At 42.0% G+C, this 20298-nt stretch carries 19 protein-coding genes and 1 other annotated feature; of the genes, 17 read left to right on the forward strand and 2 right to left on the reverse strand.

The genetic code is table 11. From position 1 onward, the window contains the following. Positions 1-48 precede the first annotated feature (48 nt). From BMW59_RS07550 to BMW59_RS07560, 3 genes are all read left to right on the forward strand, one after another. Positions 49-864: a transporter substrate-binding domain-containing protein gene (locus BMW59_RS07550; RefSeq protein ID WP_245732993.1), complete on the forward strand. Its 816-nt coding sequence runs from the start codon at positions 49-51 to the stop codon at positions 862-864. 82 nt (positions 865-946) lie between these two features. Then, positions 947-1627, forward strand: a complete 681-nt coding sequence (locus tag BMW59_RS07555; protein ID WP_245732995.1) for an amino acid ABC transporter permease — start codon at positions 947-949, stop codon at positions 1625-1627. A 10-nt stretch (positions 1628-1637) separates the two neighbouring features. Beyond that, positions 1638-2369 (forward strand): amino acid ABC transporter ATP-binding protein, encoded by a 732-nt coding sequence (locus tag BMW59_RS07560; RefSeq protein ID WP_281244238.1) that lies wholly within the window; start codon positions 1638-1640, stop codon positions 2367-2369. A gap of 618 nt (positions 2370-2987) precedes the next feature. Here BMW59_RS07560 and BMW59_RS07565 read toward each other — a convergent pair. After that, the gene (locus tag BMW59_RS07565) at positions 2988-3473 is read right to left on the reverse strand and encodes a LiaI-LiaF-like domain-containing protein (protein ID WP_093049721.1); all 486 of its coding nucleotides are present in this window, start codon (positions 3471-3473) and stop codon (positions 2988-2990) included. 287 nt (positions 3474-3760) lie between these two features. Between BMW59_RS07565 and hemA the strand changes: the two genes are divergently transcribed. From hemA to ysxE, 11 genes are all read left to right on the forward strand, one after another. Further along, positions 3761-5149, forward strand: a complete 1389-nt coding sequence (gene hemA, locus BMW59_RS07570) for a glutamyl-tRNA reductase (RefSeq protein WP_093049724.1) — start codon at positions 3761-3763, stop codon at positions 5147-5149. Between the two features lie 9 nt (positions 5150-5158). Next, positions 5159-5986, forward strand: coding sequence for a cytochrome C assembly family protein (locus tag BMW59_RS07575; protein ID WP_342739809.1), 828 nt, complete (start codon positions 5159-5161; stop codon positions 5984-5986). 43 nt (positions 5987-6029) lie between these two features. Then, positions 6030-6962: a hydroxymethylbilane synthase gene (gene hemC, locus BMW59_RS07580; protein ID WP_093049730.1), complete on the forward strand. Its 933-nt coding sequence runs from the start codon at positions 6030-6032 to the stop codon at positions 6960-6962. Between the two features lie 15 nt (positions 6963-6977). Next, positions 6978-7754, forward strand: a complete 777-nt coding sequence (locus tag BMW59_RS07585; protein ID WP_093049733.1) for a uroporphyrinogen-III synthase — start codon at positions 6978-6980, stop codon at positions 7752-7754. A gap of 16 nt (positions 7755-7770) precedes the next feature. Further along, positions 7771-8754, forward strand: a complete 984-nt coding sequence (gene hemB / locus BMW59_RS07590) for a porphobilinogen synthase (RefSeq protein WP_093049736.1) — start codon at positions 7771-7773, stop codon at positions 8752-8754. Between the two features lie 15 nt (positions 8755-8769). After that, positions 8770-10059 (forward strand): glutamate-1-semialdehyde 2,1-aminomutase, encoded by a 1290-nt coding sequence (hemL, locus tag BMW59_RS07595; RefSeq protein ID WP_093049739.1) that lies wholly within the window; start codon positions 8770-8772, stop codon positions 10057-10059. 245 nt (positions 10060-10304) lie between these two features. Continuing rightward, the gene (locus tag BMW59_RS07600; protein WP_093049742.1) at positions 10305-10757 is read left to right on the forward strand and encodes an OsmC family protein; all 453 of its coding nucleotides are present in this window, start codon (positions 10305-10307) and stop codon (positions 10755-10757) included. Positions 10758-11010: 253 nt separating this feature from the next. Next, a complete protein-coding gene (locus tag BMW59_RS07605) occupies positions 11011-11475 on the forward strand; it encodes an NUDIX hydrolase (protein ID WP_093049745.1) in 465 nt (154 codons plus the stop codon). A gap of 251 nt (positions 11476-11726) precedes the next feature. Then, the gene (gene spoVID / locus BMW59_RS07610; protein WP_177174229.1) at positions 11727-12893 is read left to right on the forward strand and encodes a stage VI sporulation protein D; all 1167 of its coding nucleotides are present in this window, start codon (positions 11727-11729) and stop codon (positions 12891-12893) included. 17 nt (positions 12894-12910) lie between these two features. Continuing rightward, positions 12911-13825 (forward strand): hypothetical protein, encoded by a 915-nt coding sequence (locus tag BMW59_RS07615; RefSeq protein ID WP_093049751.1) that lies wholly within the window; start codon positions 12911-12913, stop codon positions 13823-13825. Continuing rightward, a complete protein-coding gene (ysxE, locus tag BMW59_RS07620; RefSeq protein ID WP_093049754.1) occupies positions 13818-14822 on the forward strand; it encodes a spore coat protein YsxE in 1005 nt (334 codons plus the stop codon). The genes BMW59_RS07615 and ysxE overlap by 8 nt, the downstream gene beginning before the upstream one ends. Positions 14823-14866: 44 nt before the next feature. Here the strand turns inward: ysxE and BMW59_RS07625 are convergent, their stop codons facing one another. Further along, complete coding sequence (locus tag BMW59_RS07625; protein WP_093049756.1) at positions 14867-15088, reverse strand: hypothetical protein; 222 nt, start codon at positions 15086-15088, stop codon at positions 14867-14869. A gap of 215 nt (positions 15089-15303) precedes the next feature. Between BMW59_RS07625 and BMW59_RS07630 the strand changes: the two genes are divergently transcribed. The 3 genes from BMW59_RS07630 to BMW59_RS07640 all read left to right on the forward strand — a co-directional run bounded on the left by BMW59_RS07630 (position 15304) and on the right by BMW59_RS07640 (position 20295). Beyond that, the gene (locus BMW59_RS07630; protein WP_093049759.1) at positions 15304-16509 is read left to right on the forward strand and encodes an ABC transporter permease; all 1206 of its coding nucleotides are present in this window, start codon (positions 15304-15306) and stop codon (positions 16507-16509) included. Further along, on the forward strand, positions 16506-17273 hold the full coding sequence (locus tag BMW59_RS07635) for an ABC transporter ATP-binding protein (protein WP_093049762.1): 768 nt from the start codon (positions 16506-16508) through the stop codon (positions 17271-17273). Before BMW59_RS07630 ends, BMW59_RS07635 begins: the two co-directional genes overlap by 4 nt. 31 nt (positions 17274-17304) lie before the next feature. Then, positions 17305-17578 (forward strand) — a binding site (T-box leader). Positions 17579-17646: 68 nt separating this feature from the next. Then, the gene (locus BMW59_RS07640; protein ID WP_093049765.1) at positions 17647-20295 is read left to right on the forward strand and encodes a valine--tRNA ligase; all 2649 of its coding nucleotides are present in this window, start codon (positions 17647-17649) and stop codon (positions 20293-20295) included. Positions 20296-20298: the final 3 nt, after the last annotated feature.

Genomic DNA, 20298 nt, shown 5'->3' on the forward strand with positions numbered 1-20298 from the left:
AATTATTAAAATTATTAAAAGAATAAGTATTTAAAAGGGGGAAGAATTATGAACTGCTTTAAGAAAAAAATTTTGCCTGTCATGATTGCTGCGGGAACTATATTAGTTATTTCAGCATGTGGCGATGGAAATGATCAGGCACAAGGAGAGAATTCAAGTGATGGACAGGCCGATCTGACTTTAGACGGTGAAACATTTGTTTATGCCTTGTCAGGGGAATACAGGCCATTCAGTTATGTCGATGAGAATGGTGAACTAACCGGGTTCGACGTCGATATTGGCATGGCTATTGCTGAAGAACTCGGATATGAAGGTGAACCTTACCGTATTTCCTTCTCAGGCATCATCCCGGGCCTTCAGGATGAACGATACGACGCGATTATCGGAAGTATGGGTATTACAGAAGAAAGACAAGAGACGGTTGACTTCTCAGACCCTTACTATATCTCAGGCGCGCAAGTTTATGTGAGACCGGATAGCGACATAGCTTCTATAGACGATATTACAGAGGATACGAATGTGGCAGTAGCGCTCGCTACTACTTACGAAGACATGATTGCAGATTATACGACAGATGTATCCACTTATGACTCAGATGTGGTTGCTCTTCAGTCTCTTGATCAGGGCAGGCATGATGCCGTTGTGACAGACCGTCTGATCGGTCTTATAAATATTGAAGAGCAAGGTCTTAACCTGGAAATGGCCGGAGACCTGATCGACGTAGATCAAATGGGTATAGCTGTTAAAAAAGGCAACGAAGATTTACTGGAGGCAATTAACGAGGCGCTTGCTGCTATTAAGGAAGACGGAACATATTTAGAAATCAGTGAAAAATATTTTGATGAGGATATCAGCCAGGAATAACAGTTACCGACTTTAATGACAAAACACGAATCACATGTGCATAGCAGAGTGTACATGTGATTCTCTATTTGAGGTGAATGATGTGATAGTAGGAAGTGTATTTGACTTTGGCACGTTTATTAGTGAACTTCAGCGGACTTATCCTTTTTTCATTGAAGCCGGCCTTGTAACAATTCAGCTGACAATAGCTTCTGTTTTGATAGGTACAGTGATTGGCATTCTTTTTGCCTTATTAAAACTTTCCCCGCTGAAGATATTCAGGATCATTGCGGGAACTTATATTACTATCATCCGGGGGACCCCGCTGATTGTTCAGATATTTGCTTTATTTTACGGTTTTTCCCAGATCATTATGCTTTCCGCATTCTGGTCAGCTGCTTTGGCCTTGGCTGTACACAATTCTGCTTATATTGCCGAAATTTTCCGTGGCGCCACTCAGTCTATCGATAAAGGACAAACTGAAGCCGGCCGCTCATTAGGCATGTCAGGAATTATGACAATGCGGCGAATCGTTATGCCTCAAGCTATGCGAAGAGCAGTACCTCCGCTGGGAAACCAGTTTATTATTGGTTTAAAAGATTCATCACTGGCTGCTTTCGTTGCAGTAGATGAATTGTTCAGGACAGCCCAGGGAATTGCCGCTGGAACATTAAATACTATGGAAACCTTTATTATAGTTGGTATATACTATTTACTGCTGGTAATGATATTCACCGTGATAGTTAACGCGGTGGAACAGAGGATGGCCAAGAGTGAGAAATAGGAGGAGCAATATGAAAGAAATGATTCGTGTTGAAAAGTTAAATAAGTCTTTTGGTGATTTGCATGTATTGAAAGATATAGATTTGACAGTTAATGAGAGTGACGTGCTCTGTTTAGTGGGGGCGAGCGGATCAGGTAAAAGTACCTTGCTCCGCTGTCTCAACTTCCTGGAAATCAGGGACAACGGAAAGATTATTTTTGACGGAGAGGAAATAGATCCTAAAACGCATAATTTAAACCAAGTCCGACAGAAAGTAGGTATGGTTTTCCAGCATTTTAATTTATTTCCTCATAAAACAGTTCTTGAAAATGTAATTGAAGCTCCCCTCATGGTAAAGAAGACAAATAAGGTAACCGCGGTTAAAGAAGGAAAAGAATTGCTTGAAAAAGTAGGGCTGGCTGATAAGTTCGATGTCTATCCTTCTAAACTTTCCGGGGGACAAAAACAGCGTGTCGCTATCGCACGTGCTCTGGCTATGAAACCGGATATTATGCTGTTTGACGAACCTACATCAGCGCTTGATCCTGAACTTGTAGGTGAAGTGCTTGAAACTATGAAAGATTTAGCTAAAGAGGGAATGACGATGATTATCGTCACCCATGAAATGGGATTTGCTAAAGAAGTGGCAGACTATACTGTTTATATGCATGATGGGAAAATAGTGGAAAGAGGCCTCTCGAAAGATTTATTTAACAATCCTAAAGAAGAGCGGACTAAGGAGTTTCTAAGCAAAGTTCTGTAATGTAGGATGAAACAATTAATACTGAGACAAAAGGTAAAAAGAACTCCGGACAAATAGTTTTCGATATTTGCCCGGAGTTTTGTTTTTTAAAAAAGGTAATTTTAGTCCTCCAGGCGGGCGCTTGCCCAGCGGCTTGTACTTTTAAACTGTTGTTCACTCCCGGCGAAGGCTTACACCACAGGCATAAGTGCAGCATAGGTCATTAGGAGCTTCGGCTAACCCCTTCACGTCCTGTGAAAACGCCAAAGTCACCACATCCGTGTGGAAGTTCACTGTGTTTTCTTTACCCGAGGGCTTGTCTTCAACTAACTTTCCCGAAGTACTGCTTCGGGAAAGTGGATTTTCAGACTGCGCCGATCCTCTGGGTGTCCTCGCCTTTGTTCACCGTAAGTAGTAGGGAGGTTTATACTGCCTGACTAGCTAAACATAACTCAGCCTGAAGCTGCGTTGAATTGGATCTTCAAAGCATAAGCTGTTGATAAATAAAGACAAGCTCCCGGGTAAGGGGATAGACCGGCAGATTAAAAAAGAGAAGTATAACTTCAAACTTTATTCAAAAAGAAAGTGATAAATCTCACTTTCTTTTATGGAGTAACCTTGTAAACTTAAGTTAATCAGTTAACGTTTTCTGAAAAAGAGCAGATAAACACCTATAAGGATCAGCAAGCCGGGCCATATTGTTTCAACACTCGAGTGCAGAGAATAAGCCCACTCTGTAATAGTAGAATAAAACAGAGCTGCTGCTGAAATGATCAGTAATATAATTCCTGGACCGGCTCCATCACGTTTGTTCACAGCGTATTTCAATAAAAAGGCCAATGCGATAATAAGGGTGAAATATGGCCACTCATAAGTCCAGTAATTAAATGAATAAATGCCGTGAAACAAAACGCCTAAGCCTAAAAGGACGATTCCTGAGAACATTTTATGGTCATCACGGTTAGAAAAGCCCTGCCAGGATAAAACAAATCCGATAATAATCAATATTGAGGGCCATTGAAATAACAAGTTACCGTAAGGAAAAGTAAAATTAAATTGCCGGGTCAAAAAAAAGATGCCAGTGGCTATCAGAATAATTCCGGGTAACGCTTGGTTTGATTTCATACTGAATATCGCTCCTTCTGTAAATTAGCAGATAGATGAGTAAAAAAAAGGGAATTGGATAGTATAACGTTATACATAAATTATTTTCTTCAAAAGGAAGTGATTCCCAATGATGTCACAAATTTTTCACATTCTATAAGCTCAAAATTATTCTATCTTAATTAAAAATGTTATAATATAAGACGAGTTATTCAAAGGGAATTATCATAATATACGTAAAAGATTTGTCAAAATTAGTTTTTCCGTGTAAAATGGATGTCGGTTTAAAGTCAGGGGGGATGACGGTAATGCACATCCTGGTTGTCAGTTTGAATTATAAAACAACTCCAGTAGAAATTCGAGAGAAATTTTCTTTTCAGGATGATTTGGATCAAGCGCTGACTAAATTGCGCCAGTCTAAAAGTATTTTAGAAAACGTAATTGTTTCAACTTGTAACCGGACTGAAATTTATGTTGTAGCAGACCAGCTTCATACAGGCAGATATTATACAAAGGTTTTCCTTTCTGACTGGTTCGGTATCCCTAAAGAGGATTTCAGTCATTATTTGCAAATCCGGGAAGATGAGCATGCGATCGAACATCTTTTCCGCGTGACCTGTGGGCTGGATTCTATGGTATTAGGGGAGACCCAGATACTTGGCCAGGTCAGAGGAGGTTTTCTGGCCGCTCAGAACCAGAAAACGACAGGTACAATTTTTAACCATTTATTTAAACAGGCGATTACCCTGGCTAAACGGGCTCATTCGGAGACGGCTATAGGGGAAAGTGCCGTATCTGTCAGTTACGCTGCGGTCGAATTAGGTAAAAAGATATTCGGCGATTTCTCAGATAAAAAAGTACTCATCATGGGTGCTGGCAAAATGAGTGAATTGACTGCTAAACATTTAACTTCCAGCGGAGTTAATGATATAACTGTTATCAATAGAACTAAGCAAAAAGCAGAAGAACTGGCTGCAAAATTTTTCGGCCGCTCAGAAGATATGACACAATTGAGCCGGTCTCTTGAAAATACTGATATTTTAATCAGTTCAACAGGTTCAAAAGACTATGTTATTAAAAAAGATGAAGTACTAAAACTCGTCAAAAAGAGAAACGGCCGCCCATTGTTTCTAGTGGATATTGCCGTACCAAGGGATTTGGACCCTGAGTTGTCCGACCTTGATAACGTTTATCTTTATGATATAGATGATTTGCAGGGAATAGTGGCTGCAAACCTTGAAGAACGGAAACAGGAAGCAGAGAAAATTGAACTGATGGTAGAAGAAGAACTGGTGGATTTCAGTGCCTGGCTTGACACTTTAGGAGTCGTCCCTGTTATCACAGCTCTTCGGGAGAAGGCTACTTCTATACAGTCAGAGACAATGGAAAGTCTCGAAAGAAAGCTTTCCAGCTTGTCAGACCGCGAGAAAAAAGTGATCAGAAAACATATGAAGAGTATTATTAACCAGATTCTCAGAGATCCTATTACAGCCTTAAAGGAAGTACCCGAAGAGGAAAACTCAGATGAACTTCTTGCTTATATGACTAAGGTTTTTGGTTTGGAAGAGCAATTAAAGAACCAGTCAAACACGTTGGCGTGTAATATTCAAATCAACAAGATTGAGCGAGAGTGGAATATTGAAAAAAGAAAGTCAAAACTGGCTGCCCAAAGCGGGACAGTTGCCCGCTCTCTCTAGAGAAGGGAAATGAGTATGGTAGGACTGCACATATTATATATACTCATTATCGTATTTTACTGTCTGAGTGTTCTCGGATATTTTATTGACTTTATACAAAACAACCAGAAGGTGAATCGGATTGCCTTCTGGTTGCTTTCTATTGTATGGGTATTACAACTCACCTTTTTATTATTAAGAGCCCTGGAGTTCAGCCGCCTCCCTATCATGACTATTTTTGAAGGGATGTTTTTTTATTCCTGGATTCTGGTAACTTTTTCTTTAGTTATTAACCGGCTGCACAGAATGGATTTTCTCGTCTTTGTTGTGAATCTGGTTGGATTTACTATTCTAACTGTAAGCCTGTTTGCACCGGCAGGAGATGTATCATCAGAGTTAGCTGATTTATTTATATTGGAAATGCTGATTATTCACGTAGTTATACTGCTTTTATCTTATGGCACTTTTACTTTAAGCTTCGCCTTTTCTATGCTTTATTTTTATCAGCATCGTATGCTGAAGAAAAAAAGGTGGGGTGATAAAATGGTGAGGGCAGGAAATTTATCTTTACTTGAAAAACGTTCTTACCTTTGTACTCTGGTTGGCTTCCCCCTTATGCTTATCGGGCTGATTCTCGGGGTGAGCTGGGCCTGGGTAAAGTTCGAGGCTGTACCATGGCATGATGTTAAAGTATTCAGTTCGTTCATCGTTCTTACAGTGTATGGATTTTATCTCTTCCAATATAAAGTAAAGAAAAAACGGGGATATAACCTTGCTTTACTTAACATAGCCGCATTTCTCGTCCTGCTTATCAACTACTTTCTGTCAAGTTCGTTTTCACAATTTCATATTTGGTAAAAAATACAGCGGCTAGTTATTACAGTATAAACGGAGGTTTAGAATGAGAAAAATTGTTATCGGTTCAAGAAGAAGTAATTTAGCAATGACCCAGACAAGATGGGTTATTGAACAGCTGGAAAAGTTTAATCTTCCGTATGAATTTGAAATTAAAGAAATTGTTACTAAAGGTGATAAAATTCTTGATGTGACGTTATCGAAAGTGGGCGGAAAAGGCCTGTTCGTTAAGGAAATAGAACAAGCGATGTACGATGGGGAAATTGATATGGCTGTTCACAGTATGAAGGATCTGCCTTCAGAAATGGCTGAAGGGATGGTTATTGGAGCTGTGCCTGAACGGGTCGATCCTCGGGACGCCTTTATTTCCAACAGCGGCCAAACACTTATGGAACTGCCTGCCGGTTCTATTGTTGGCACAAGCAGCCTCCGCCGAAGCGCACAAGTTCTCGCCAAACGTCCTGATTTAAAAATTCAGTGGATCAGGGGTAATATTGACACACGTCTTAGAAAGTGCCGGGAAGAAGAATTTGATGCCATTATTCTCGCTGCAGCAGGTCTTCAGCGGGTTGGATGGACAGAGGACATCGTTACCGAGTTTCTAGACCCGGAAATTTCACTTCCGGCCGTTGGCCAGGGAGCGTTAGGCATTGAATGCCGTGAGGAAGATAAAGACCTTCTTCAACTTTTGGATCGCATAAATCACCCTGACACCGCTAAAACAGTATCAGCGGAGCGTGCTTTTCTTCATACGGTGGAGGGAGGCTGTCAAGTTCCTATCGCCGGTTACGCTACCCTTAATGAAGACAGACAAGTGACATTGACAGCTTTAGTGGCTTCTCCTGATGGAAAGAAAGTTTTTAAAGAAACCATCACCGGAAATGATCCGGTTGCTATCGGAAAGCAGGCTGCTGAAAAAATGCTGAATGAAGGGGCCAAAGAAGTTCTTGACCAAGTGAAAGAAGATTACGATCTGTAAAGAGGGGATCACAGGATGGGGACACTTCAAGGACTCCGTATTATAAATACTCGAGCTGAACACCAGGCGGCTTCGTTAACCGAAGCTATTCGGCAACGCGGGGGAATTTCTATAGAAATTCCCCTTATTGCCATCCGTCCACCGAACGACAGATCTCAGATAAAGAAAGAGATTGCCAGTATACATAAAAGCGACTGGGTTATATTTACAAGTGTTAACAGTTACCGTTTTACTTGTGAATTTCTTGAAGAGGCAGGGTATAACCCCGGAGAGCTGTTATCAACTAAGAAAATTGCAGCGGTAGGAAGAAAAACGAAAGATGTCCTTCAAATTGAAGGGGTGAAGGTGGACGTTTGTCCGGAAGTATTTGATGCGGACCATTTAGCAGAAGCACTTATAAATCGTGCTTCCCCCGAAGAAATATTTTTTTATCCGCGAAGCAGTTTGTCCCGTGCCGCATTAATGGATAAAATAAAGGCAGCCAACAGGTCCATTTTTGATATAACTGTTTATGAAACGGTTACAGACAGGAAGAATAGGAAGAAACTGAATTCCCTGATTAAAAATGGGGAAGTGGATGTCGTCATATTGACGAGTCCGTCAGCTGTTGAATCGTTCTTCGGCCAGGTGGATGAGCAGGATGCTGCTGAATGGTCTTTCACATTCGCTGTAATTGGACGTGTGACACACGAAGCACTTTCACGTTATGATGTAACTAACGTTCTGGTTCCTGAAGAATTCACACTGGATGCTGTTTTAGATAAAATAGAAAATGATAGAAAAGCCTTTTAAAGGAGGATTACGTTTTATGTCTAACCTTGAATTCAGACGCCACCGACGGTTGCGGCAAACTCCCGGCCTCCGTTCAATCGTCAGGGAAACACATCTTCATACAGAAGACCTTATTTACCCATTATTTGTTGTAGAGGGCGATAATATAAAAAATGAAGTTCCTTCAATGCCGGGAGTTTTTCAATGGTCTCTCGACCGTCTTGGAAAAGAAGTGGAGGAGGCAGTCAACGCAGGGCTGCAGACTATTATTCTGTTTGGCGTCCCTTCGGAAAAAGATGAGACAGGCTCATGCGCCTATGACCATCAGGGAATTGTACAGAAAGCCACCCGTCAGATTAAAGAACACTATCCTCACTTAACGGTCATAGCAGATACGTGTTTATGCCAGTTTACTGACCATGGCCACTGCGGCGTAGTGGAAGACGGGGAAATATTGAATGATGAGTCTTTGGAGCTGCTTGCGAAAACAGCTGTATCCCAGGCAGAGGCAGGAGCAGATATTATCGCTCCGTCAAATATGATGGACGGCTTTGTAGCGGCTATACGGCAAGGTTTAGATGAGGCTGGGTTTCAGAATGTCCCGATTATGAGTTACGCTGTTAAATATGCTTCAGCGTTTTATGGGCCATTTCGTGACGCAGCCCACAGTTCCCCGAAATCAGGTGACCGTAAAACCTACCAGATGGATCCGGCGAACCGCCGTGAGGCTTTTCGTGAAGCGCAGTCAGATGCAGAGGAAGGAGCTGACTTTCTTATTATTAAACCGGCCCTTTCCTATCTTGATATTATCCGGGATGTGAGAAACAGCCATAACCTTCCTATTGTTGCTTATAATGTGAGCGGGGAATACTCAATGATTAAAGCTGCTGCCCAAAATGGCTGGATTAACGAAAAAGAAGTCGTATTGGAAAAGATAACGAGTATGAAGCGTGCCGGCGCGGATTTGGTTTTAACTTATTTTGCAAAAGATATTGCCGGATGGCTTAATGACAGCAAATAGAAAGGTGGATAATTTATGAATTGGAATAAGTCTGTTGAAGCATTTAATGAGGCTAAACCTTTAATGCCAGGCGGGGTAAACAGCCCGGTCCGTGCCTTTAACTCTGTTGAGATGGATCCTGTTTATATGGATTACGGAAAAGGGTCGCGTATTTGGGATATAGACGGAAATGAGTATATCGATTACGTTTTGTCCTGGGGCCCTCTTATCCACGGCCATGCGGATGAAGAGGTCGTAAAAGCTTTAAAGGCTACTGCTGAAAAAGGGACAAGCTTTGGAGCTCCGCACACAATGGAAACTAAGCTTGCCCAGCTCGTCATTGAACGGGTTCCATCTATTGATGTTGTTCGTATGGTTAATTCGGGAACTGAAGCGACCATGAGTGCGCTGCGTCTTGCCCGCGGTTATACAGGCAGACATAAAATCATTAAATTTGAAGGGTGTTACCATGGTCATGGGGATTCTCTTCTTATAAAAGCGGGTTCAGGGGTGGCGACACTCGGCCTGCCTGACAGCCCAGGTGTACCTGAAGCCGTGGCAGCAAATACGTTAACAGTGCCTTACAATGATTTGGAAAGCTTAAAGCTTGCGTTTGAAAATTTTGGGGATGATATTGCAGCTGTTATTCTGGAGCCTGTAGCAGGAAATATGGGCGTTGTCCGCCCTGAGCCCGGTTTCCTTGAAGGTGTCCGTTCAATAACAGAAGAGCACGGCAGCCTGATGATTTTAGATGAAGTAATGACTGGTTTCCGTGTCGGTTATGAGTGTGCCCAGGGAGAACTGGGAGTAACACCTGATCTGACGTGCCTAGGCAAAGTCATTGGCGGAGGCCTGCCAGTAGGCGCGTTCGGTGGAAAACGTGAAATCATGGAACGTATTGCCCCGGCAGGAGATATTTATCAGGCGGGCACACTATCGGGTAACCCGCTGGCTATGACAGCAGGCTACGAAACCATCCGGCAGCTCACTCCTGAAAGCTATGAGCATTTTGACCGGCTGGGAGAAAGACTGGCAGAAGGCTTAGCTGCAGCCGCAAAGAAATATGATATTCCTCATTATGTCACAAGAGCCGGCTCCATGGTCGGGTTTTTCCTGACTAACGAAAAAGTAGTGAATTTTGAAACTGCTTCTTCATCCGATCTGGATATGTTCAAGAAGTATTTCCGCCATATGCTTGAAAATGGCGTGTCTATTCCACCTTCGCAATTTGAAGGAATGTTCCTGTCGACAAAACATACTGAAAAAGATATTGATGAGACTGTAAAAGCTGCAGAAAAAGCTTTCGCTGCTATCAGAGGTGAATAACCAGTCTTCATCATAACTCTGCTGCACCTTCAAATTAGGAAACCCCTAAATTTGGAGGTGTATTTATTTTGGCTATCATGACTAATTATTACAGACTGCCCAGAAGGGAACCGTATTTTATGCTGGTTATTGTACTTTACTTATAAAAGGACGTATTGTTAATTATTCACAAATTTGATATACACTAAAATGAAGTTACTGGGTAAAATAAAGATGTGTTTAATTTTAATTAAGGGGGGCTTTCTATGCCTAAAACCACGTTTAAATCTACTGCCCATCTGCAAGACGGAATGAAAGTTATTGCGAAAGCGCGCAACTTTGAAATGACAATTGATGAACCGGAGAGTTTAGGCGGGACAGATACAGGAATGAACCCTGTTGAGGTGCTTCTTGCCGCACTCGGCGCCTGCCAGTCTATTGTAGCCCGAGCGTATGCACAAAAATTTGATATCCAATTTGATGATTTTTGGGTGGAGGTTGAAGGTGATCTGGATACAGACGGATTTATGAACCTTTCGGATGTTCGTCCTGGTTATTCAGAAATCAGGTACAATATTCATATTTCCACCAATGCTCCCCGGGAAAAAGTAGATGAGTTTATAGCATTTGTAGAAAAGACATGCCCTGTCGGTGATACAATTGAAAATCATGTGAATATGAAACTAAACCAGATTGTTCTTGAACCGTCTAAAGTGTAATAATGATATAAGACCATGCCTTTTATATGGACATGGTCTTTTAATTTGCATAACACTTTTTAAACAAGGCGCTGTTAATAACTTTAAAGGGTGTAAAAACCTTTCCATACTCGGCTTTTCTTCAGCGGGTACACGTGAGGTTTTCGCGGACTCCAAGGAACCCGCTGCACTATGTGATCCCCGCTAATTCCGGGCTATTATTACGCGTGATTCAATTTGTAAAGTTTTATTTATAAGAATGGAGTGTCTAAAAATGAGCTATTACAAAAAGTTAAGAAAATATGCAGGTAAAGAAACCTTAATTCTTCCAGGTGCAGCTGTCATTATTTTTCAAAAGGAAAACGTGCTCCTCCAAAAGCGTGAAGATGGAGACTGGGGGCTGCCAGGCGGGTTAATGGAAGTGGGAGAAAGCTTTGAAGAGACAGCTTTAAGAGAAGTAAAAGAAGAAACAGGACTCATCCTGAAAATTAGCCATTTACATAAATTTGATGTTTTTTCAGGAGAAAGATATTACGTTGAAGCGCCGAATGGAGATCCATATTATGCGGTTACTGTACTTTTTTACACGGACGAGTTTACCGGAGAGCTAAATGCTGCTGATGAAGAAACATTAGCTTTGGAATATTTTCCGTTTACCGGTCTTCCCGAAAATATAAGAAGCTCTCACAAATATTTTCTGGAGTTGTTTACAGGAAGTACAGACTTTCAAAAGCTTTGAAAAAGTCATTAAGTGAGGATGAATTTTTGCAGAACCAGCTAGTTATTACATCAGTGCAACGACAAGGTTTTTCGGTTCAAAATTACATTTTAAACAGCTCTTCTCCCCAATGAAAATCTCCCTTACAGGCATAATTATTCTGTTTTTTTCATACAAGTGTATCGTATGAGTCTCTGTACGTTTAACAGTGGACAACGGAAGAATATGATGGACGATAATGAATGAGATTGGCGAGAAGAGGAGGAATCACATTGACTAATGAAGGATCTTCACTGTCTTTTTCCATGAAAGAAGGCATTTGGCTTGAACGGGGAAACGAGGTGGATGAATTAATATCCTTATCTCTTGAACCTGATATTTCTGTAAATGAGAGCGAAAATGAAGTGGTTGTTAAAGGGGCTCTCCATTTAACCGGAGAATACAGAATGGAACCGGAAGAAGGGACAGAAGAAGAGAATGAAGATGAGAACCAGTTAAATCAAATGGTTTTCCGGTCAGTTGAAGAAGTCTCTTTATCAGAGAACGGAATTGGAGAAATCAGGCACCAGTTTCCGTTAGACATAACGATACCGAAAGAACGGGTGGACAATCTGGAGGATATTTATCTCACTGTGGAAGGCTTTGACTACGACGTCCCTGAAAACGGATATTTGGAAATAAGTGCTGATCTCTCAATTTTAGGTATCCGGTCAGGAGAAGAGCAGGCTGACCAGGAAGATAATTATAAAGAAGATTTAACAGACAGAACGTTTTCTTTTGAGCAGGTAAGGGCTGAAGAATATGAGGACAATGAAGAAACTGAAAAAGAGGCTGAAACAGTCACCGATTTATATGAAGAAGAAAGAGAAGAGGAATATGAAACGGAAGCTGTTACACCTGAAGAATATGATCCTGTGCACGGCGGAGAAGAATGTCCGCCCGCTTATACTTTAAAAGCAGGACCGTCTGATGATAACAATAATTGGAATTCATATGAAGGCAGCAGCAAGGTGAATAATGAAGAAGACTATTTGGAAGAAAACAGACCAGAAGCTGAAAGCGCCGGAGATTATAATGAGAAAGCTTACGAGTATGAGGCCTATGAGGAAAGGCCAGCGGAAGCTATGCCTGAAGAACAGGAAGAAACAGAAGTTGAACAAGTAAAAGCAGCAGAGGAGCAGGAGAAAGAAAGAGATCAATCGGACTCTTCTGAATCGGAAAATGCTTTGTATTTAACAAAAATGCTTTCTGGAGATAAGGAAGAGGCATATTCAAAATTACGGATGTGTATCGTGCAGAATGGGGAGTCTTTAAATACGATTGCAGACCGTTATGACATGCAAGTCAGTCAATTAATGAGAATGAACCGGCTTAAGGATGAACAAGTGGGCGAAGGACAAATCCTGTATATCCCTGTAAGGAAGCCATCCTCCGATTAAAGAAAGGGGGAAGAGAAATGATCCAGTTAGCGTTTATCGAAAACCATTATCCTTTTTGTGAATTTAAGTGGATTGAAGAAGGAAAAATCATTGAAACTGAAAAGGGCAAAAAGCGGGTGGAAATATGGACGGATAAGGAGACACTGGATGCACACATTGAATGGCGGGAGAAGCTCGCTAAAGAAACGGATAGTTTAACTGACAGAATGATTCAGACTGCTAATGGAGATAAAGCGGTAGAAACAGATACAGGATGGTTAACCCTGCATGATTATGTTGACCATCCTTATCCTGTTACCAGTAATGTTAAACAAACCGGCCACTTTATAGGCATGTATGCATCTGTGAAAATGGACAACAGTATGGGACGCTTAAACCTTGCAAATTGGCAGGAGGATGCACTATTTTTAAGTAAATCTATCAAATTAAAGTTGAAACAGAAAGGCTTAATCGAAAGATTGAGAGTAGAGGCAGAGGACCGGGTAAAAAAAGCTGAAGTTTTATTTAAAGAAGAATCCGCAGAGGAAGCGGCATCTGTGCTGAGTATTGAGTCGCCAAGCCAAGCCAAAATGATATATGGACGGATGTATTGGGAAAATCAGGGGAAAAGTTTTCAAAATAAGTACCTGGTGCTTAGGTCTTTCCTTAAAGAATGGGTGGAGGCAAACGGGACCGGGGAATTAACGCACCTTTTTGATGGATTGGATGAGACATTTCCTTTAAGAGAACAAAAAGGAAGGCAGTTGTTAGCTGCCATTGTTTATCCCCACGAGTATATCTCCTTTATGAAATGGTTAAATGAAGCTGGGGAATCCACCGAAATTGAGGAGCGCGTGAACAGCTTAATGAAAGAGTGGGATATTATGAAGACACTCACAGAACATGTAGCCGAATGGATAAGGGAGCCGGAGAGAAGGTTGTCCAATGTCTAAAACACTCGTTGATCAAATCATAAGTCAAGTCCTTTTTCAGTATGATTTAAGACCAAAGAATGTCCACCTTTATGGTAAAGTACTGAAAGTTGAAACAGATTATGGAGTTTTCGCCCTTAAAAAAACGACTATGAACAAAGAACAGACCGACTGGTTTATTCATGTAATGAGGAGACTGGACAGAATAGGCTTTCCATTTTTTGTCCCTGTTCTGCCTACTAAATATGGGGATTACAGTGTGTTTGATGGGAATTATACGTATTATTTAATGCCGTGGCACGAAGATCACCGCAACTTCAGGCATCAGGTTCAGCCGGAGGAAACGATGGTTGAAGAGGTAGCGAAATTACACAGTTTAACAGAAAGAACACAGGATTACGGAGAAGATTCTCTGGATGAATCGTTCCGGCTGCTTAAAGAGAGATGGGATTTAAGAAAGCTTGAAGTTGAAAAATATGTGGATGAGATTGAAAAAAACATCTATTACTCTCCTTTTGAACTGACTATACTCACTCACTTTGAAAGGACGAAACAGCTGGCTGGTCAGGCTGAGTGGCATCTCGAGCAGTGGCTGGATTTATCCAAGGAAAAGAAAAAATACAGAAGTGTGCTTTGCCATGGCAGGCTTAACAGGAGCCATGCATGCTTTGATGAGTACGGTACGGCTTATTTTATTAACTTTGAAAAGGCAGTGCTGGATACACCGGCAAGAGATCTGGCCATCCTTTTCAGACATTATTTTCAATCCAGACCTTGGGATGAGCAGGAAGGCCAGCATTGGCTGAATATTTACGAGAAACATTTCACTTTCTTTGATGAAGAGCGCCATTTATTAATGAGTTATCTTCTGTTCCCGGAGAATATTTTTCAAATGATTGACCAATACCGCTCTCCTGAAAGGTCTAAGGCAGAAATACAAATGGTTATGAAACTGGAACGGCGGCTTTTAACGATGAACAGAGTTCACCGGTTTGTTAATCAAGTCCAGAACGCATAAATAAAGGAGGAAAACGGTTCACAAAGGTGATCCGTTTTTTTTATTTACGGCAGCCAGTAAAGGAGATAAAGGAAAACAAAAATTGAAAGCAGAATAACGTCAAAGGTTGTCGGGAGAAGAAGTGTACGGATAAGCTGGAAAATAATTAAAGGCAGCAGGAGCTGAAAAAATAAATCCATCAGTCTACGGAGGCGCCAATGAATTTTTGGCTTGCCTGCTCTGCGTTTCATTGCTCTTGCAAGTTTATGGTGGGTAAACCGGCGCATACGTCTGCTCCTTTCACAGAAGTTATATTAATCTATGCGCCTCATGAAAATAAGTGTATAACAACCATAATGACAGGTACATCCTACACTTAAGGGAGATGATGGAAATGCTGAGTATGCCATTTATTATTTATGAAGTGCTGTGGGGGCTTTGCCTCATTTGGCTTCTCCAAAAAGTCATAAGAGTACTCTTAATGAAAGAGCAGGATTAAAAGATGATCAAGAAACCTATTGATATTGTTAAGAAGAATATTGTCCGGTTTCCCCGAAGGACATTATTGCTGCTTAGCAGTTTTATGCTTACCGGATTTGTCCTCTTTTCCAGTATATATATGTTCCAGTCTGTGAGTAACGGAGCGGAACTGCTTGAAGGTCGAGCCGGAGCGGATTTGATTATTTCTTCCGGGAAATTTAACCCTTACAGCTTAACAGGCGAAAAAGATACTTATTTCAATGGCAAGCAGCTGCTGGAGTTTCTCGGTAAAAACGAACACATAACAGCTGTTGCGCCGCAGCTTTATCTTGAAACAATTTCTACTGTATGCTGTGGGACTGAAGGGAACTTCCCTGTAGTAGCTATTGATCCGAAAAATGATTTTACTTTAAAGCCATTCCAGGTTCTGAGTGAACCTTTAGGGGATAAAGAAGTTGTAATCGGTGCGAAAGCCGGGGGAGACAGGTTTATTTTCCATGCCGGTGATGAGCAGATACAGGAAAAAGTCCTTTTGTTTTATGAAACCTATACAGTTAAGGACAGTCTGTTCCAGACGGGTTCAGGAATCGATGACACCATTTATATGAGTTTGCATGAGGCAGAAAATATAATTACCAGTCCTTTTTACATAAAAGAATTGCCGGAAAACCCGTTGTCTGCTGTTTTTGTGCAAGTAGATGAAGGTGAAACAGACACAGCGGCAAATGAGATAGAAGAAAAATTTCCTCACTTGCATTTACAATTTGGAAACGAGCTTAAAGGAAACCTGCAGCAGTTTCTGCAGCCTATGAAAGTCTTATCGTTCGGGGTGGTCATCCTTGTATTAGGTATGAATATTCTGCAGGTTTTAACCCAGTTTATCGGCATCGTAAATGAGAGAAAACAGGAGCTGGGAATGCTGCGTGTTATGGGAGCTTCAAAATGGCAGGTGGGGAAACTTATGTTACTTGAAGCCTGGCTCGCCGGGGCCGGCGGGGGAGCTTTAGGCATTATTTTATCTTTTGCCGTATTCTATGACCAGAAAGATCTTATTTTAATAGTTATTGAACTCCCCCTCATTTTTCCTGTGTGGAGGGAGGCCATACTTTATGGAGGAGGCACAGCAGTTTTTCTCGGTTTGTGGGCTGCTGTCGGCGCGGGGCTAGCCATCCGGTCACTCTTAAAGTCACCGCCGTTCTATTTAGTACAGGAAGGAGAATCTGTATGATTGAATGTGTCGGGCTCTCAAAAATTTATCGTGTAACGAGAACAAAAAGATTGTCTGCTGTGAAAAGCGTCGATGTTGTAATCAAAGAGAACACATTTTTATCACTTACAGGACGATCGGGAAGCGGTAAATCAACCTTAATCGCTCTTATCACAGGAATGTTGCCTCCGACAGCAGGTGAGGTCATAGTTAACGGCCAAAGACTTTCAGATTTGGGAGAACGTGGTCTGACAAAATTAAGAAGAGGATATTTTGGCAGTATCAGGCAGTATCCAGCGCTCCATCCATCGTTAACAGTACTGGAAAATGTCATTTTACCTTTAGTCGTGACTTCACTTTTTATAAAAGAGAAAAAGTGTGCAGCCGAACGCTATTTATCGCAAGTCGGATTAGGAAACCGGATGGATCATTATCCTAAACAGCTGAGCGGGGGAGAGGTCAGAAGGGCTGCCATCGCCAGAGCGTTAATTATGGAGCCTGAGGTGCTGATTGCTGATGAGCCTACGGCTTCCCTGGACAGGGAGTCCGCTGTGCAAGTATTAAGACTTTTAAACGCTCTGCATAAGGCAGGTAAAACGGTCGTGGTAGCAAGCCACGATTCCCTGGTAGATAACTATGCGACGGAACAAGCCAGGATGGAAAGCGGTAAATTAGCATACGTTAGTTTGACGAAGTTTACTTCTGGACAGAATAGGATAAAGGAAGCCGCTGAATCTCCAGTTTTAGATCAAATCTCTATTGATTCTGAACAGAAGTCACGGTAAAATACGGATAGATAATATATATATGTATATAAACTGAATGTAGAAAGGGAGGAGTACATCTCGAACCCACCAGAGAGGAAAGCCAGTGTGTCTTCACACTGCTGAGAGGTTTTCCTGGATGTAAAGATGGAAGGTCGCCCTGGAGTTGCAGCTATGAACGGCGGAGACGTTTAGTAGTGGCTGCCGGATCAGCCCCGTTAAAAGCTTAGAGTGTTCAGGGTTTGATTAAGATGGGTTTTTGAACCTGTAAAGATCCTGTAAACAAAGGTGGTACCGCGAGGAATTCAGCTCCCTTCGTCCTTTGACGAACGGGAGCTTTTTGTGTGGATTTTTCCAGCAATTATAAGTGAATAGATATGAGGAGGTAATGTAAATGGAGGACAAACAACAGCAAGTATCAATGCCGCCGAAATACGATCCGCAGGCGACAGAAGCTAAGTGGTATCCTTACTGGGTAAATGGAAAATATTTTGAAGCAACAGGTGATAAGGATAAAGAGCCTTATACAATTGTTATCCCGCCGCCAAACGTGACGGGAAAGCTCCACCTGGGTCATGCATGGGACACGACGCTGCAGGATATTTTGATCCGTGTGAAACGAATGCAAGGCTATGATGCTCTTTGGCTGCCTGGAATGGACCATGCCGGCATAGCGACGCAGGCTAAAGTTGAAGGGAAGTTGAGGGAACAAGGTATTTCCCGTTATGACTTGGGACGTGAAAAGTTTCTTGAAAAATCCTGGGAGTGGAAAGAGGAATATGCAGAATTTATCCGCGAACAGTGGGCTAAGCTGGGCCTTTCCCTCGATTATTCCCGTGAGCGGTTTACACTTGATGAAGGGCTGTCAAAAGCTGTACGTGAAGTGTTTGTCCGTCTTTATGAAGAAGGGCTTATTTACCGCGGCGAATATATTATTAACTGGGATCCTGAAACTAAGACAGCCTTATCCGATATTGAAGTTATCTATAAAGACGTCCAAGGCGGATTTTATCATATGAAATATCCTCTTACAGACGGTTCCGGCCATATAGAGGTAGCAACCACACGTCCTGAGACAATGCTTGGAGATACGGCTGTAGCAGTTCATCCGGAAGATGAGCGCTATAAAGACCTGATCGGTAAGAAAGTCACGTTACCGGTAATCGGAAGAGAAATAGAAATTGTGGCAGATGATTATGTGGATATGGAATTCGGCTCGGGTGCCGTTAAAATTACGCCGGCTCACGACCCGAATGATTTTGAAATTGGCAACCGTCATGATCTGGAACGTGTCCTTGTTATGGACGAAGGCGGAAAAATGAATAAAAATGCCGGCAAGTACCAGGGAATGGACCGGTTTGAGTGCCGGAAACAAATAGTCAAAGATCTTCAGGATCAGGGTGTCCTGTTTAAAATTGAAGATCACCTTCACAGTGTCGGCCACTCCGAGCGAAGCGGAGCTGTCGTTGAACCTTATTTATCTACCCAATGGTTTGTTAAAATGGGCCCTCTGGCTGAAGAAGCAATCAAATTGCAGCAAAGCGGGGATAAAGTTAATTTCGTTCCTGACCGTTTTGAAAAAACATATATGCACTGGATAGAAAATATTCGTGACTGGTGTATTTCCAGACAGCTTTGGTGGGGGCACAGAATTCCAGCTTGGTTCCATAAAGAAACTGGCGAGATTTATGTCGGCCGGACAGAGCCTGAAGATATTGAAAACTGGGAACAGGATGAGGATGTTCTGGATACATGGTTCAGTTCTGCTTTATGGCCATTTTCCACAATGGGCTGGCCTGATGAAAACGCGGGAGATTTCCGCCGCTACTATTCTACAGACGCTTTAGTCACAGGGTACGATATTATTTATTTCTGGGTTGCCCGAATGATTTTCCAAGGGAAGCATTTTACAGGAGAGCGTCCGTTTAAAGACGTTCTGATTCATGGGCTGGTCCGTGATGCTGAAGGAAGAAAGATGAGTAAATCTCTAGGTAATGGTGTAGACTCTATGGAAGTTATTGACAAATATGGTGCAGATGCGCTTCGTTTCTTCTTAAGCACAGGCAGCTCCCCTGGAAACGACTTACGTTTTTATTGGGAAAAAGTAGAAGCTAACTGGAACTTCGGCAATAAAATCTGGAATGCATCACGGTTTGCTCTTATGAATATGGGCGACCTTAAACATGAAGAAATTGATTTAAGCGGAAAAAAATCCATAGCTGACCAATGGATTCTGACCCGCCTGCAGGAAACCATTGAGCATGTAACCAAATTTATTGATTCCTACGAGTTCGGAGAAGTTGGCAGAGCGCTATATAACTTCATCTGGGATGATTTCTGTGACTGGTATATCGAAATGGCTAAACTGCCTTTAAACAGTGAAGATGAGGAAGCGAAGCATACGACCAGATCTGTACTCGCCTATGTGCTTGACCATACGATGCGTCTTTTGCATCCGTTTATGCCGTTTATTACGGAAGAAGTATGGCAGCACCTCCCTCATGAAGGCGAATCGATCACGGTGGCCTCATGGCCTGAGAAAAAAGAAGAATTGATGAATGAACAGGCTGTTAATGATATGCAGCTGTTACAGGAAATTATCCGGTCAGTAAGGAATACCCGTTCAGAGCTTAACGTGCCAATGAGCAGGGAAATTACTCTTCATGTTAAAGTGGACTCCCAGGAAGTATTAGAACAGCTTGAGAGGGGAGAAGCCTACCTGCAAAAGTTCTGTAATCCGTCCGAGCTGAAAATCGGAAAAGAACTGACAGCTCCTGAAAAATCAATGAGTTCCGTATTGTCGGGAGTTGAGCTGTATATGCCATTGGCCGGCCTCCTTGACCTCGACGCAGAGATTCAGCGTCTTGAAGGCGAGCTGAAGCGTCTGGATGGGGAAGTTACCCGTGTACAGAAAAAGCTCGGGAATGAAGGCTTCATTAAAAAAGCGCCTGAAAAAATAGTAGAAGAAGAACGGGCAAAAGAAAAAGATTATCTCGAACAAAAAGATAAAGTCCAGCAGCGACTTGAAGAATTAAAAAATTAAGGG

It is taken from the genome of Salipaludibacillus aurantiacus, assembly GCF_900111295.1.
Lineage (GTDB): Bacteria > Bacillota > Bacilli > Bacillales > Salisediminibacteriaceae > Salipaludibacillus > Salipaludibacillus aurantiacus.